The organism is Neisseria bacilliformis (assembly GCF_014055025.1).
GTDB lineage: Bacteria > Pseudomonadota > Gammaproteobacteria > Burkholderiales > Neisseriaceae > Neisseria > Neisseria bacilliformis.
Genome location: NZ_CP059571.1, coordinates 20,749 through 34,955, shown reverse-complemented (window position 1 = coordinate 34,955; position 14,207 = coordinate 20,749). Strand labels below are relative to the sequence as shown.

The window sequence follows — 14,207 nt, the reverse complement described above, 5'->3', positions numbered from 1 at the left end:
TTTCCGTATAATGGCGGCGGCACTGCCGAAACATAATTTCAAAATTTCAACCAAGGAACATTCAAAATGAGCGACATCCAATCACAAAAGGTGCTGGACGGCCCGAACGAAAACACCATTTTCATGGTGTGGAACTTCCGTGAAAAACAAGACGAAGACGCGCTGCGCGAGCGTTTCAAAGACCTGTGCGGCCTCGTGCAGAACCTCAACAATTCGGCGCAAAACCGCTTTCCGAATCAGGCGGCGAGCTGCGTGATGGGCATCGGCCACCAAGCCTGGCTGCGCCTTGATCTGCCCAAACCGCTGCCGAAGGAACTGGCCGACTTCCGCGCCGTCAAAGGCGGCAGACACGAGGCGGTATCCACGCGCGGCGACCTGCATTTCCACCTGCGCGCCGAACAGAAAAGCGTGCTCTACGACATGGCCGCCGTGCTGACCGACTTCCTGCTGCCGCTGGCCGAATGCGCGGTGGAAGTGCACGGTTTCCGCTACTGGGACGGCCGCTCGATTCTGGGCTTTGTGGACGGCACGGAAAACCCGCACGACCCGGCCGAACGCCGCCTCTTCGGCCTGGTGGGCGAGGAAGACGCGGCCTACCGGGGCGGCAGCTACCTGTTTGTGCAAAAATATCTGCACGACATGCAGGCCTGGCGCAAACTGCCCGTTGCCGAGCAGGAAAAAGTCATCGGCCGCAGCAAACAGGATGACATCGAAATGGACGACGATGTGAAGCCGAGCAATTCGCACATCGCGCTGGCCAACGTCGGCGACGATTTCAAGGTCATCCGCGACAACGTGCCCTTCGGCCACGCGGGCACCAACGAAATGGGCACCTACTTCATCTGCTACGCCAACACCTTCTCCACCGTGCAGAAAATGCTGGAAAACATGTTCGTCGGCGTGCCCGCAGGCAACCACGACCGCATTTTGGATTTCAGCACCGCCCAAACCGGCTCGCTGTTCTTCGTGCCAAGCTTGGACATGCTGGACGAATTTGCCGAATAGCCCGCCGCCGCATGGCAGAAGGCCGTCTGAAAACCCGTAAAACAGGTTTTCAGACGGCCTTTGTTTGTGAGCACGCGTGCCGACAACGAAATGCGGCGCATTAGGTAGGGTGTGTCGCCCCGAGGCGACGCACGCGTTTTCTGCCGCTTCAACAAATCTGTGTTTTCCCGTAAACCCGTAACCGCGTGCGTGGCTGCGCCACACACCCTACATATGATTCGGCACCGGCGCACGGCAAGAGGCCGTCTGAAAACGCAGTTTCGGCGCAGCCAAAACACTTTTCAGACGGCCTCTGTTTCCCAAATCAGCCGACAATCCAATACAAAAGCTGGATCACCACCACGGTGCAGGCGGCGGCGACGGCGTCGTCGAGCATCACGCCCAGGCCGCCTTTCACTTTCGCGTCCGCCCATTTCACCGGCTGCGGTTTGACGATGTCGAAGAAGCGGAACACCAAAAAGCCCAGCAGCCACCAGCCCCAGCCCTGCGGGATGCAGGCGAACACCATCAGCATGGCGGTGAACTCGTCCCACACGATGCCGCGATAGTCCTCGCGCCCGAGCTCTTCGCCCACGGTGTTGCAGATGTGGATGCCGACGGCGAACAGCACGAACGACAGGATCAGCAGGCCGAAATGGCTCAGCCCCATGCCGTAAAGCAGGCCGGCGACGAACACGGCGGGCAGCGAGCCGATGGTGCCGGGCGCGCTTTTGGCCAGGCCGGTGCCGAAGCCCAGGCCGAGCAGGCGCACGGGGCGGCGGGTCATCCATTCCCAGGTGGGGGTAACGGGGTTTTGTGTTTGCGACATAACGATGTTCCTTCCGTAAAAATGCTTTGAAAAACCCGCCCGCGTGCGGCGGCCGTTTTCAGACGGCCTTTTGCGGCACACGCGGCGGTTGCAGTGGCTTGGCAGATGCCGCAGCGGCAAAAGACGGCAGTGGCGGCGGCAGGCGCATTATAGCCTTTCCCGCCATGCGCTTGAACCGCTGCGGCGCGTTTTCGGGCGGCGTTTCCGTTCACGCGCCGCGCCGCCAGAAGGCGAAGCGGCTGTACCGCGTGAGCGCGAACGCATCGCTGCCCTCGGCGAGCAGAACCAGTTTTTTCAGACGGCCTTTGTTGAGCGCGGCCAGGGCGGGGGCGAAGAGGCGGGCGTCGGCATCTGCCGCCCACGCGGCAAAGGCGTCGGCATCCTCGGGCGCATCCGGCACGATCAGGCCGTCTGAAACGCGCTGAGGCTGCGCGTCGAGCAGGGTTTGCAGCGCGTGCCAGTCGCCCGGCGCGGCGGGGGCGGGGCGGCCATCGGGCAGGAAGGCGCAGGATGCGTTTGCGGCGACAAAATCATAGGGCGACGCGCCTGCGGTGTCGTCCCACAGCCACACGCCGTTGACCGGCGCGGCGCGGGCGGCGTTGAGCGGGTGCGCGTGCAGCCACATTTGCATTTCGGTTTGCGCGGCGAGCCAGTCGGCGGGGGCGTGGCGTTCGGCGCGTTCCATGCCGTCGGCCTGCCCGCCGCTCTGCCACACCGAAGGCACATCCTGCCAGCGCGGCGGCTGCGGCAGGGCGAGCAGCCACAAATCGGCGCGGCAGGGATAAAAACGCCAGCCCGCGTCGGCGAAAAATTCCGTCAGCCCCGCGCACCACGCGGCGGCTTCGGCGGGGGTGATGCCGAGTATCCGCCCCGAAGCCAGATGCGCCTGGTTCATTCCCATCCGCTGGCTCACCGGCGCGGCCAGCACGCAGGGCGCATCGGGCGGCAGGCCGGCTTCGGCGGCCAGCAGGCGGCGCAGGCTGCCGCGCCACAGCATGCGGATGTCGAAGCCCTTATCAGAGGTGCGGCGGGCGTAACGCAGGACGGTATCCAGCGCGGGCGCGGCGGACAGGTTTTCAGACGGCCTCTCGGGCAGCGGCAGGGCGAAAGTGAGCTTCATGGCAGGCGGATTCGGTTGGCGGAAAACGGGCGGCATTTTACGCGCTTTTGCCCGCCGCATCGGGCGCGCAAAAACGGTTTGTGGTACACTATAACAAGGTTTTGAATAAAAAAGACATTGTGTTTCAAATGTTTGCATATTGGCCGTTTGAAACGCCATGCAGGAAAGAAATGGACAAAGATTTGCCCCGCCGCCTCTGGCGGCACAAAAACACCCGCCGCATCGCGGCGGGTCTTGCAGTTTTCATCCTCGGCACGGCGGTGCTTGCCGCCCTCACCGCGCCGAAAGAGGCCGCGCCGCAAAGCCGCCGCGTGGTGCGCGAAATGCCCCCTTTTCAGACGGCCTCTGCCGAAAGCAAAAGCAGCTACTGGCTGGAAGAAGCCGTGCACGAAGGCGACACCCTCGAATCCATGCTCAAACGCTACGGCCTCACCGACGCCGACATCGCCGCCGTGCTAGGCAAAGACGGCGCGGACAAAAAACTGCTGCGCCTGCACCCCGGCCAAACCGTCAGCGTGCTGATGGACGGCAGCGGCAGCCCCGCCGCCATCCAGTTTTTCAACGACGACGACAACGGCGAAAAAAACCTCATCGCCCTGGGCCGCATCAAAGGCAAATGGCAGGCATCCACCTCCGAAATCGAAATGAAGACCCTGCCCACGCTCGTGTCCGTGGTCGTGCGCACCTCCGCCAAAGGCTCGCTGGCGCAGGCCGGCGTGGGGGTGGAACTGCGCGAACTGTTGCGCGACATCTTCCGCGACCAGTTCGACGTGGACGGCTTGCAGGAAGGCGACCAAATCCGCCTGCTTTACGACACCATGTATTTTCGCGGGCAGGAAATGGGCAGCGGCGACATCCTCGGCGCGGAAATCGTCAAAGGCGGCAAAACCTACCGCGCCTATTATTACGACAAAGGCGACGGCACGGGCGGCTACTACAACTACGAAGGCGAGCCGCTCAAATCCGAAAACGCCAACGGCGGCTTCATGTACATGCCGCTGCAAAACTACACCCGCATCTCCTCGCCCTACGGCATCCGCGTCCACCCCATCCTGCACACCGTCAAAATGCACACCGGCATCGACTACGCCGCCCCGGTCGGCACGCCCGTTTACGCCCCCGCCGACGGCACCATCACCTTCAAAGGCTGGAAAGGCGGCTACGGCCACGCCGTCGTGATGGAACACGGCGGCGGCGTGGAAACCATCTACGGCCACCTCAGCGCGTTCTCCCCCGCCGCAGGGCGCGTGAGGGCGGGCGAAGTCATCGGCTTCGTCGGCACCTCCGGCCGCTCCACCGGCCCGCACCTGCACTACGAAGCCCGCATCAACGGCCAGCACGTCAACCCCGCCACCGTCGCCCTGCCCACGCCGAAAATGGAAAAAATCAGCATGGGCCGCTTCCTGCGCCAGCGGCAGCACACCGAAGACATCATGGAAGCCGTCGCCGGCCTGCCCGTTACGGCGGCGCAGATTTTTTAAACCGCAGCGGCGCACATGCACAGAGGCCGTCTGAAAAATCTGTTTTACGGGTTTTTCAGACGGCCTATTTATATCCCGCTATGCCGAACCTAAGGTAGGGTGTGTCGCCCCAAGGCGGCGCACGCGGTCTGTACTGTTTCAACCAATCCGCGCGTTTTCCCAAAACCCGAAACCGCGTGCGTGGCTGCGCCACACACGCTACCTAACGTTAGAGGCCGTCTGAAAAACCTGTTTTATTGGTTTTCAGACGGCCTCTCTGCCGTTTTGCCGACAGGCAGAATCAGCCGTCGATCAGCGCGTCCACGAAGGCGCGGGCGTTGAAGGGGCGCAGATCGTCTATGCCTTCGCCCACGCCGATGTAGCGCACGGGGATGGGGCGGGCGGCGGCGAGGGCGGCGAGGACGCCGCCTTTGGCGGTGCCGTCGAGCTTGGTTACGATGAGGCCGGTTACGCCCAGTGCGTCGTCGAAGGCGATGACTTGGTTGACGGCGTTTTGGCCGATGTTGGCATCGAGCACGACGATGATTTCGTGCGGGGCGTCGCTCATGGCTTTTTGCAGCACGCGTTTGACTTTTTTGATTTCTTCCATCAGATGAAGCTGGGTGGGCAGGCGGCCGGCGGTGTCGGCGAGGACGATGTCGGTGCGGCGGGCTTTGGCGGATTCTACGGCGTCGTAGCAGACGGCGGCGGAGTCGCCTTTGGCCTGGGAGACGACGGTTACGCCGTTGCGCGCGCCCCATTCTTGCAGCTGTTCGCGGGCGGCGGCGCGGAAGGTGTCGCCGGCGGCGAGGATGACGGTTTTGCCCTGCTGCTGGAAGTATTTGGCGAGTTTGCCGATGGAGGTGGTTTTGCCCGCGCCGTTGATGCCGGCCATCATGATGACGAAGGGTTGGCCGTTGTCGGGGATTTCGAGGGGCTGTTCCAGCGGCGCGAGCAGTTCGTACAGGGATTCTTTGAGGGCGCGGCGAAGTTGGCCGCTGTCGGAGAGTCCTTTGAGGGAGACGCGGCGGCGCACGTCTTCCATGATGTGTTCGGTGGCTTCGATGCCCATGTCGCTGGTGAGGAGGACGGTTTCGAGTTCTTCGTAGAGCTCGTCGTCGATTTTGCCGCCGCCGAACACGCCGGCGAGGGATTTGGCCATTTTGTCGCGCGATTTGCCCAGCCCTTGTTTGAGGCGCGCCGCCCAGCCTGTGGGTTCGGGGGACTCGGGCGGGTTTTCGGGGGCTGCTTCGGCGGTTTGTTCTGCGTTTTGGGCGGGCTCGGGTTCGGCTGTTTGTTCGGGCTCGGTTGCGGGCTCGTGGTCGGCTGCTTCGGCTGAGGTTTCGCTGCGGACGGACGCGGCGGGGGGTTGTTCTGCGGTTTCCGCGCTGTCGGACGGGTTTTCAGACGGCCTTTCGGTGTCCTGCGCCGCCGCTGCATCGGGCAGGCCGTCTGAAACGGCGGCGGATTCGGTGCTTTCGGGTTCGGCATCGGGGCGCAAGAGGCCGCTGCGCTGGCTGCTGCTGCCGGTTTTGCGGATTTCGTTGAGGAATTTTTCGCGCTCGGTTTCGGCGGCGGGCTCGGGCGCGTTTGGCCCGCCTTGCGTGTTTTCAGACGGCCTCTGTGTGTCTTGGAGGCCGTCTGAAACGGGGGTTTGGGCGGGGGCGGGCGGGGTGTCGGTTTTGCGGTTGAAGAGGAAGTCGAATAGTGCCATGGGTGTTCCTGCGGGTTATTTTTTGCCGGTTTGTTTGGAGACGGCTTGGATTTGTTCTGCGGTGAGGGGGCTGTCGTCGTCGAAGCTGACGTTGCCGCCGAGTTCGCCGTCGTCCATTTGCAGGCCGTCTTCGTCGGCGTAGCGGGAGAGGTCGAAGGCGGGCGGCTGCGGCGGGGCGGCTTGGGCGGGCTCTTGCGGGCGGCGTTTGAACAGGCGGGCGAGGAAGCCGAACATGTTGTGTTCCTTTGGCGGCGTGGAGTATCGGGCGGGATTGTAACGCAAGCGGGGCGGGACGGGCGGGCTTTTTCGCTTTTCAGACGGCCTGTGTGCGGCTAACATGGCGGCTTTTCGGATTCGGAAGGGAAACGGTTTTTATGTCGCGTTATTTGTTGCTGCTGCTGGCGGCCGCCGCGCCCGCCCTCTGGGCGCAGACGCTGCTTTCTACCTTGCCCAACGGCATGAAGGTGCTGGTGGAGGAAGACAATCGCGCGCCGGTGGTTTCGGTGCGGCTGTGGTATCGGGTGGGCAGCGTGGACGAGCACCCGGGCAAAACGGGTTTGAGCCACGCGCTCGAACATATGATGTTCAAGGGCACGAAAGCCGTGCCGGCAGGGCAGTTCAGCCGCCGCATCGCCGCGCTGGGCGGCAGCGACAACGCCTACACCAACCGCACGGACACGGTGTACACCACCGACATCGCGTCGCGGCATTTGGACGAGGTGCTGCGCATGGAGGCCGACCGCATGGGCGGCCTCAATTTCAGCGACCGCGATTTCGCCAACGAGATGGACGTGATCCGCGAGGAGCGGCGGATGCGCACCGACGACAGCCCGTCGGGCAAAATGTGGGAAACGCTCAATATGAAAATGTGGCGCAAACCCTTCAACCAAGCCCCGGTCATCGGCTATATGGCCGACCTGCACACGCTCAAAGCCGACGATTTGCGCGCCTGGTATAGGCAGTGGTACGCGCCGAACAACGCCATGCTGGTCATCGCGGGCGACGTGGACGCACAGAAAACGATCAAAACGGCGCAACGCATTTTCGGCGGCATCCCCGCGCGCGATCTGCCGCCGCGCAACGACGAGGCCGAAAGTCCCGCCGCCGCCGCGCCGGTGTCCGCCGAAGTGGCCGCCGCCACCGCCCAGCCGCTGGTCAGCATCAACTGGCGCGTGCCGAAGGCGGAAAAAATCGGCGACGAAACGCCCTACGCGCTGGACATGCTCTCGCTGGTGCTCGCGGGCACCGACTCGGCGCGTTACGACAAAAAACTGCAACGCGGCGACGCAGTGGCTCTGGCCGTTTCCGCCGGCTACAACGACTACGGCCGCAAAAACGCCCTGTTTTCCGTTACCGCCATGCCCAACGGCGGCATCACCCCCGCCGCGCTCAAAGCCCGCCTTATGGGCGAAATCCGCGACATCGCCGTCAAGGGCGTAACGCAGCAGGAGCTCGACCTCGTGCGCGTCCCCGTGGAAACCGCCCGCATCTTCGCCAAAGACTCGGTACGCAACCGGGCCGACACCCTCGGCGCACTCGAACAAAACGGCTTCGGCTGGCAGAGCGAAGACGAAACCCTGCGCCGCCTGCTCGCGGTAACGCCCGCCCAAGTGCAGGCCGCCGCCCGCCTGCTGCTCGCCGCCCCCGCCGCCGAAATCACCGTGCTGCCGCAGCAGAACGCCGCGCAGCCGCAGAAAGGCCGTCTGAAAACCGCCCGCCCCGCCCAAAACGCCGCCCACTTCGAACGCAACAAGGCAGAGAAACCATGAACAGAATCCCCGTCCTCTTCCTCTTCGCCCTCGCCGCCGCCCAAGCGCAGGCCGCCCCCGAATTCCAACGCTGGCAGACCCCCGACGGCGCAACCGTCATCCTCGTCGAACGCCACCGCCTGCCCATCGTCAACGTCAGCGTTACCTTCAAAGGCGCGGGGCAGGCCGGTGAAAGCGAAAAAGGCGCGGCCGGCTTCACCGCCGCCATGCTCGATTCGGGCAGCGAACAATACGGCGAAAACGAACTGCGCGACGAAGCCAACCGCCTCGGCGTGGAAATCGGCGCAAGCGCGGGCGCGGAAAACGCCGCCGTCTCCTTCGCCGCCCTCAGCCGGCCGCAAACCCTTTCAGACGGTCTCAAACTCGCCAACCAAATCATCGCCCACCCCGTGTTCGACCCCGCCGTACTCGAACGCGAGAAAGGGCAGGCCGCCACCGCCCTGCGGCAAAACCTCAGCAGCCCGGCCTTCGTCGCCGCACGCGAACTGACCCGCCTCAGCTACGGCAGCCACCCCTACGCCAATGACGCGCGCCTCGAAGAAGCCGACATCCGCGCCATCAGCACCGACACCCTCAAACGCTACCACCGCAGCCGTTACGCCAAAAACAACGCCTACATCGCCATCGTCGGCGACGCCACCCGCGCGCAGGCCGGCCAAATCGCCGCCGCCCTGCTCGACGGCCTGCCCGAAAAGGCCGCCGCGCCCGACATCCCGCCCGCCCCCGAACCGGCCGGCCGCAGCGAAAACCGCCCCTTTTCCGGCAAAGAACAGGCCGCCGTCGCCCTCGGCCTGCCGTTTGCCGAACGCCAAAGCCCCGACCGCCACGCCCTTGCCGTGGGCAACTACATACTCGGCGGCGGCGGCTTCGACAGCCGCCTGATGAAAACCCTGCGCGACGAAAAAGGGCTGGTGTACGGCGTGTCCTCCCACTACACCCCGCTCACCCGCAAAGGCCCCTTCGCCGTATCGTTCACCACCAAAAAAAGCGGCGCGCAGGCCGCCCTTGCCGCCGCCCGCCAAGTCATCGCCGATTTCGTGGCAAACGGCCCCAGCGAAGCCGAACTGCGCCAGGCCAAAGACAACCTCACCGGCAGCTTTCCCCTCAGCCACGACACCAACGCCAAAACCGTCGGCTTCGCCGCCAACATCGCCGTAAACAATCTGCCGCTCGATTATTACGACCGCTACACGCAGCAAATCGAAGCCGTAACCGCCGAACAGGTCAAAGCCGCCTGGCAGCGGCGGCTCGACCCGCAGAAACTCAACGCCGTAACCGTCGGCGCGCAATAACCGCCGCCGATATGCAGAGAGGCCGTCTGAAAAACCGAAAACAGGTTTTGGCTGCGCCGAAGCTGCGCTTTCAGACGGCCTCTACCATTGAGGTAGGGTGTGTGGCGCAAGCCACGCACGCGGTTTTTTGTTGGGGCTGTATCTGCCATCTCCTTTAAAAAGGAAAAACGTATGGACTACCCCGCCCTGCTCGCCGTCCTGCAACAACACGCCAACCCCAAACGCGCCGTGCCAATGCAGGCATACATGAAACACCGCTTTGCCTATTTCGGCACCGGCAAACCCCAGCTTGCCCGCCTGTGCCGCCCGTTTTTCAAAGACGCCGCCAAACTGCCGGTCGATTGGGATTTTGTGCGCCGCTGCTGGGACGACCCGCACCGCGAACTGCAATACGCCGCGCTCGAATATCTGAAAAAAATGCAGCAGCACCTGACCCCGCAAGACATCCCGCGTTTGCAGACGCTGATTACCGAAAAATCATGGTGGGACAGCTCCGACGTACTCGACCGTATTGTCGGCGACATCGCCCTGCGCCACCCTGAAGTCAACAACGTCCTATTGGCATGGAGCACGGACGACAACATCTGGCTGCGCCGCGTCGCCATTGACCACCAACTGCTCCGCAAACAGCACACCGACACCGTGCTGCTGGAAACAATCATCTGCAACAATCTGGGGCAAACAGAATTTTTCATCAACAAAGCCATCGGCTGGGCATTGCGCGATTACAGCAAAACCAACCCCGAATGGGTACAAGATTTTATCGACCGCCACCGGCACAAAATGGCCAAACTAAGCCTGCGCGAAGCGGGGAAATATTTGTCGCCGAGGGTCGTCTAAAAAGCTGCCTGAAATCCCGTTTAACCTGAATGCAAAGGAATCCCTATGTCAGTCCAGTCCCGCATCCGCTACACCGTCCCTGCCGACATCCAAACCGTGTGGCGCACCGTTACTTCACTGACCGACTACACATGGCGCAGCGATTTGGTCAAAATCGAACGGCTGGACGACACACAGTTTATCGAGCACACCCAATCGGGCATGGCCACACTGTTTCGCGTTACCCAAACGCAGCCGCCGCATTTATGGGCGTTTGACATGGAAAACGACTATTTTTCTGGACATTGGACGGGGCGTTTTACCGCATTGGACGACAACCGCACCGAGTTGGATTTTGCCGAAGACATTACGCTGAAAAAACGGCTGCCGCGCTGGCTGGTCAGGTTCTATCTGTATAGACAACAACAGCGATACCGCCGCGATTTATGCCGCAAATTACAAAACCTTTAAGCACGAAAAAAAGCAGCCTGCACTTGTTTTGTGAATGTGCAGGCTGCTTTTTGTGTTTCAACTTCGTTAAAGCGCGCTTTCAGGCGGACTTATCGGGGCGGGCGTCCCAAAACATGATTGTTACAATTCTAGATAAGCAGTCATGTCAGACTGCAAAAATGAAGATAACCCGTTGTAAGCTAAAAAAGAGTATTCAAAAGAAACTGCTCCAATTTTTTGTACTCGAAGTTACCGCCCGTTCGGCTGCCGATTTATTGGGCATCCACCCCAATTCGGCAGTGCTGTTTTACCGCAAGGTTCGCGTAGTCATCAGCCATCATCTCTCGTTGGAAGCCGATATGGTTTTTGACGGCTCGGTCGAGTTGGACGAGAGTTATTTCGGCGGACACCGCAAAGGCAAACGCGGGCGCGGTGCGGCAGGCAAGGCGGCGGTTTTCGGTATTCTCAAACGCGGCGGCAAGGTCTATACCGTAGTGGTTGAAAACGCCAAAAGAGAAACCTTACTGCCTGTTATCACAAAGAAAATCATGCCGGACAGCATTGTCTATACGGATTGCCTGGGCAGCTATGACGTATTGGATGTGAGTGGCTTTACCCACCAACGCATCAACCACAGCAAGCTGTTTGCCGACAGGCAGAACCACATCAACGGCATTGAAAATTTCTGGAATCAGGCAAAGCGCGTACTGCGCAAATACAACGGAATCGACCGAAAATCTTTCCCGCTGTTCTTGAAAGAATGCGGGTTCCGTTTTAACTTTGGCACACCTTCCGGGCAGCTCAAAGTGCTGCGTCGGTGGTGTGGAATTTAGGGCTTATCTAGTACAGCCCCTTATTTTTTCAGCGAGTCGCGGATTTCGCGCAACAGCAGCACTTCTTCGGAAGGCCCGGCCGGCGCGTCGGCGGGGGCTTCGGCCTTGCTTTGCAGGGTGCTGAGGGCTTTGACCACGGCGAAGATGGCGGAGGCGATGATGAGGAAGCTGATGATACTGTTGATAAACAGGCCGACATTGAGGGTAACCGCGCCGGCGGCTTTGGCGGCGGCCAGCGAGGCGTAGCCGTCGGCGGGGGCGGGCACGCCGTCTTTGAGGGTGATGAAGAGGTTGGAGAAATCCACGCCGCCGATCAAGAGGCCGATGGGGGGCATGATCACGTCGTCCACCAGCGATTTGACGATGCCGGAGAAGGCGGTGCCCACCACCATACCCACCGCCAAGTCAACCACGTTGCCGCGCATGATGAAGTCTTTAAATTCTTGTTTGATTGACATTTTGTCTTTCCTTTTCAGTTGATTGCAAAACAAAGCGGCGCAGTTTAGCGAAAACGCGCCGCCGGATGATGACGGCAGGATTTTCGGTTGTTTTCCGTGCCTTATCGGAACGGTTTGGGCGCGGGTGGATTGGGCATGGAGGCAGTTTGAGCGCATGGCGTATGGCGGGGCGGGCATGGCGGCGGCAACGGGAAAGCGGCTTATGAGGTAGGGTGTGTGGCGCAGCCACGCACGCGGTTTCGGGGTTGGTCGGCAAGAAAGATGGTGATGCTTGCAATATTTGAGACGCGTAAAGGTTTCAGACGGCCTCTGACGTGGGGCGGCAGAAACCGCCGAATCTGCGAGACCGCGTGCGTCGCCTTGGGGCGACACACCCTACCTTATACGTCGCTGTTCCGTTGTCGGTAAAACAGAGGCCGTCTGAAAGCACCGCTTCGGCGCAGCCAAAACGCGGTTTCAGACGGCCTTATGCCGCTTGGTGGGTCGAGACCCACCCACAGGATGCTTTGTTTTCAGACGGCCTCTGCCGTGTCCGCAGGTGTCAGGGTTTTTGCTGCGCGGTGTCGGCGAGGGTTTGGCGGAACGAGAGGCCGAACAGGCTGCCGTGGGTGGCTTCGGGGTAGGCGGTGTAGCGGGTTTCGCGGGTATGGGGGCGCAGGCGGGCGGCGAGTTTTTCGGCGGCGTCGGGGGGGACGGCGCGGACGGCGGCTTCGCGGCGGGCGAGCATGGCGGCCTGTTGCGGGTTGGCGGGCTGTTTGGCGTCCGGTGCGCCGCTTTTGTCGATGCGCAGGCTGCGGCCGTGCAGGGCTTGGGGGCGGGCGATAGCATGCTCGGCGCGGCGCAGCATTTGGCCGTTGCGCCACCAGAGGGCGGGGTCGGCGGCGGCGTAGTGGGTGAAGGCCTGCGGTTGCTCGAACAGGGTGTGGAGGACGAAGAGGCCGCCGTAGGAGTGCCCCCACAGGGTTTGCCGCGCGGGGTCGGTCGGGGCGAGGGCGGCGATTTGCGGGCGCAGGCGGCGGGTGAGCAGGTCGAGCAGGGCGGGCGCGCCGCCGTTGCGGCGGCCTTCGGCGAGGGGGTCGGGCGCAGGGCGGCCGTGTTCGTCGGGCGGGGTGTAGTCGTAGGCGCGGCGGGCGGTGTCGAAGCGCAGGTCGGTGGGGTAGCCGGCCAGGACGAGCAGCGGGGGGGCGGGCAGGCGGCGCAGGGTGTCGGGGTCGAGGTGTTCGAGGACGGCGTTGCCGTCGAGGGCGTAGAGGGCGGGATAGCCTGCGGGGGGCGGGGGGGCGTCGGGGATGCCGACGTAGATGCGGTGGGGCGCGCCGCTATCGTCGGTGAGGTCGAGGGTGCGGAAGGTGTAGCCGCTGTGTGCGGCGGTGAGGACGGCGGTGTCGGCGCGGCGGGCGGTGTCGGGATTGAGGGGGGGCGCGGCGGCGGCAAGGGCGGGAAGCAGGGCGAGGGCGGGAAGGAGGCGTTGCATGGCGGGCGGGGGCGGAAAAAACGGGCGGACTGTATCGGAAAACGGGGGCGGCGGGAAGGCGGTTCGGGTGCGATTTTTTGCGGGCGGGGCGGCAGAGGCCGTCTGAAAAAAACAAAAAAGGCCGTCTGAACGCGTTGCTTCGGCGCAGGCGAAACGATGCTTTCAGACGGCCTTTGGGTTGGCCGGTTATTGGAACGGATAGGTTGCGGGCAGGAGATAGCGGCCTTTTGCCGTATTGTAACGGGCGACGTAACGCGCGGTTTTAATCTGTTTTTCCAGACCTTCCCTGCTGTTTACCGTAATCAGCAGCGGATAGCGGCCGACCGTTGCCTTGCCGTGTTTCTGCACGCGCAATGTGCCGTGCGCGTAACCCGCGCTGCGCATGCATTTTTCAAACTCGGCGGCCGGTTTGTTTTCCTCCGTTTCGCAATGGGCGGCCTATTCTTCCGTATCGCTTAAATTTCCAATCCGCTGTTCGCTGATTTTGCCGCCGCCGTCGTGATAGGCCAGCACCAGCCGGCCGTACCGGTAGCCTTGCGCCGTTTCGCTTTCTTCGGCAACAAAGCCCCATTTGTCTTTGCCGAACTGTTCAAACCGCCAGTGTCGCGGCGGCTCGCCGAACGTGTCCGCGCCAATCTCCGGCTGTGCCGCCAGCAGTTTCCAGCCGCCCGCTGCTTTTTTGAAGACAAACAAGCCTGCCAGTCCTTTGTCCGGATGTTGCCTGCTGGGCTTTTGGCTGTCTGCATACAGCGTCCTGCCTGCAAACAGCAGATAGAGCAGTTTGCCTTGTGCCGTGCGCCGCGTTTCCATCCGTACCTGTTTCATGCAGTGGTACACGCCGGATTCTTGGTGATACGCCTTGCGGTTGAAACGGCAGTGTGCCTTGTCGGCATACTGCGGATAATACTGCGCCACGATTTGCGCGGGTGTTTGGGCGCAAAGTGTTCCGCAGGCAAACAGCATGGCTGCCGCAGGCATTATCTTTTTCATCGGGGTTTCTCGGTA

The 14,207-nt window shown here is 62.3% G+C and carries 15 protein-coding genes; 7 read left to right on the top strand and 8 right to left on the bottom strand.

Translation table 11 applies throughout. The features are described 5' to 3' along the window. Positions 1 to 66 precede the first annotated feature (66 nt). Positions 67 to 1,005 (top strand): Dyp-type peroxidase, encoded by a 939-nt coding sequence (locus H3L91_RS00175; RefSeq protein WP_007341337.1) that lies wholly within the window; start codon positions 67 to 69, stop codon positions 1,003 to 1,005. A 304-nt stretch (positions 1,006 to 1,309) separates the two neighbouring features. On the opposite strand, the gene H3L91_RS00170 is transcribed toward H3L91_RS00175, so the two are convergent. Further along, the gene (locus H3L91_RS00170; RefSeq protein WP_040658480.1) at positions 1,310 to 1,813 is read right to left on the bottom strand and encodes a phosphatidylglycerophosphatase A family protein; all 504 of its coding nucleotides are present in this window, start codon (positions 1,811 to 1,813) and stop codon (positions 1,310 to 1,312) included. 208 nt (positions 1,814 to 2,021) lie between these two features. After that, a complete protein-coding gene (locus H3L91_RS00165) occupies positions 2,022 to 2,933 on the bottom strand; it encodes a hypothetical protein (protein ID WP_007341335.1) in 912 nt (303 codons plus the stop codon). 170 nt (positions 2,934 to 3,103) lie between these two features. Between H3L91_RS00165 and H3L91_RS00160 the strand changes: the two genes are divergently transcribed. Further along, positions 3,104 to 4,414 carry a M23 family metallopeptidase gene (locus H3L91_RS00160; RefSeq protein ID WP_007341334.1) on the top strand — a complete coding sequence of 437 codons (1,311 nt, stop codon included), beginning with the start codon at positions 3,104 to 3,106 and terminating at the stop codon, positions 4,412 to 4,414. 280 nt (positions 4,415 to 4,694) lie between these two features. On the opposite strand, the gene ftsY is transcribed toward H3L91_RS00160, so the two are convergent. Both ftsY and H3L91_RS00150 read right to left on the bottom strand, forming a co-directional pair. Further along, a complete protein-coding gene (gene ftsY, locus H3L91_RS00155) occupies positions 4,695 to 6,107 on the bottom strand; it encodes a signal recognition particle-docking protein FtsY (RefSeq protein ID WP_007341332.1) in 1,413 nt (470 codons plus the stop codon). Positions 6,108 to 6,122: 15 nt separating this feature from the next. After that, positions 6,123 to 6,446, bottom strand: coding sequence for a hypothetical protein (locus H3L91_RS00150; protein ID WP_244958468.1), 324 nt, complete (start codon positions 6,444 to 6,446; stop codon positions 6,123 to 6,125). Positions 6,447 to 6,481: 35 nt separating this feature from the next. On the opposite strand from H3L91_RS00150, the gene H3L91_RS00145 reads away from it, so the two are divergent. The 5 genes from H3L91_RS00145 (at position 6,482) to H3L91_RS00125 (ending at position 11,270) form a co-directional block, all read left to right on the top strand. Continuing rightward, positions 6,482 to 7,876, top strand: coding sequence for a M16 family metallopeptidase (locus H3L91_RS00145; protein ID WP_007341330.1), 1,395 nt, complete (start codon positions 6,482 to 6,484; stop codon positions 7,874 to 7,876). Beyond that, the gene (locus tag H3L91_RS00140) at positions 7,873 to 9,168 is read left to right on the top strand and encodes a M16 family metallopeptidase (RefSeq protein WP_007341329.1); all 1,296 of its coding nucleotides are present in this window, start codon (positions 7,873 to 7,875) and stop codon (positions 9,166 to 9,168) included. The genes H3L91_RS00145 and H3L91_RS00140 overlap by 4 nt, the downstream gene beginning before the upstream one ends. 171 nt (positions 9,169 to 9,339) lie before the next feature. Continuing rightward, on the top strand, positions 9,340 to 10,008 hold the full coding sequence (locus tag H3L91_RS00135) for a DNA alkylation repair protein (protein WP_007341328.1): 669 nt from the start codon (positions 9,340 to 9,342) through the stop codon (positions 10,006 to 10,008). A 45-nt stretch (positions 10,009 to 10,053) separates the two neighbouring features. Then, entirely contained in the window at positions 10,054 to 10,458 is a 405-nt protein-coding gene (locus H3L91_RS00130) for an SRPBCC family protein (RefSeq protein ID WP_007341327.1), read from the top strand. 158 nt (positions 10,459 to 10,616) lie between these two features. Beyond that, the gene (locus H3L91_RS00125) at positions 10,617 to 11,270 is read left to right on the top strand and encodes an IS1595 family transposase (protein WP_182109902.1); all 654 of its coding nucleotides are present in this window, start codon (positions 10,617 to 10,619) and stop codon (positions 11,268 to 11,270) included. A 20-nt stretch (positions 11,271 to 11,290) separates the two neighbouring features. Here H3L91_RS00125 and mscL read toward each other — a convergent pair whose 3' ends face one another. The 4 genes from mscL to H3L91_RS00105 all read right to left on the bottom strand — a co-directional run bounded on the left by mscL (position 11,291) and on the right by H3L91_RS00105 (position 14,192). Beyond that, entirely contained in the window at positions 11,291 to 11,728 is a 438-nt protein-coding gene (gene mscL, locus H3L91_RS00120) for a large conductance mechanosensitive channel protein MscL (protein ID WP_007341326.1), read from the bottom strand. Between the two features lie 541 nt (positions 11,729 to 12,269). Next, a complete protein-coding gene (locus H3L91_RS00115) occupies positions 12,270 to 13,202 on the bottom strand; it encodes an alpha/beta hydrolase (RefSeq protein ID WP_007341324.1) in 933 nt (310 codons plus the stop codon). A 186-nt stretch (positions 13,203 to 13,388) separates the two neighbouring features. After that, positions 13,389 to 13,586 (bottom strand): hypothetical protein, encoded by a 198-nt coding sequence (locus H3L91_RS00110; RefSeq protein WP_007341322.1) that lies wholly within the window; start codon positions 13,584 to 13,586, stop codon positions 13,389 to 13,391. A 54-nt stretch (positions 13,587 to 13,640) separates the two neighbouring features. Further along, entirely contained in the window at positions 13,641 to 14,192 is a 552-nt protein-coding gene (locus tag H3L91_RS00105) for a hypothetical protein (RefSeq protein WP_007341321.1), read from the bottom strand. Positions 14,193 to 14,207: the final 15 nt, after the last annotated feature.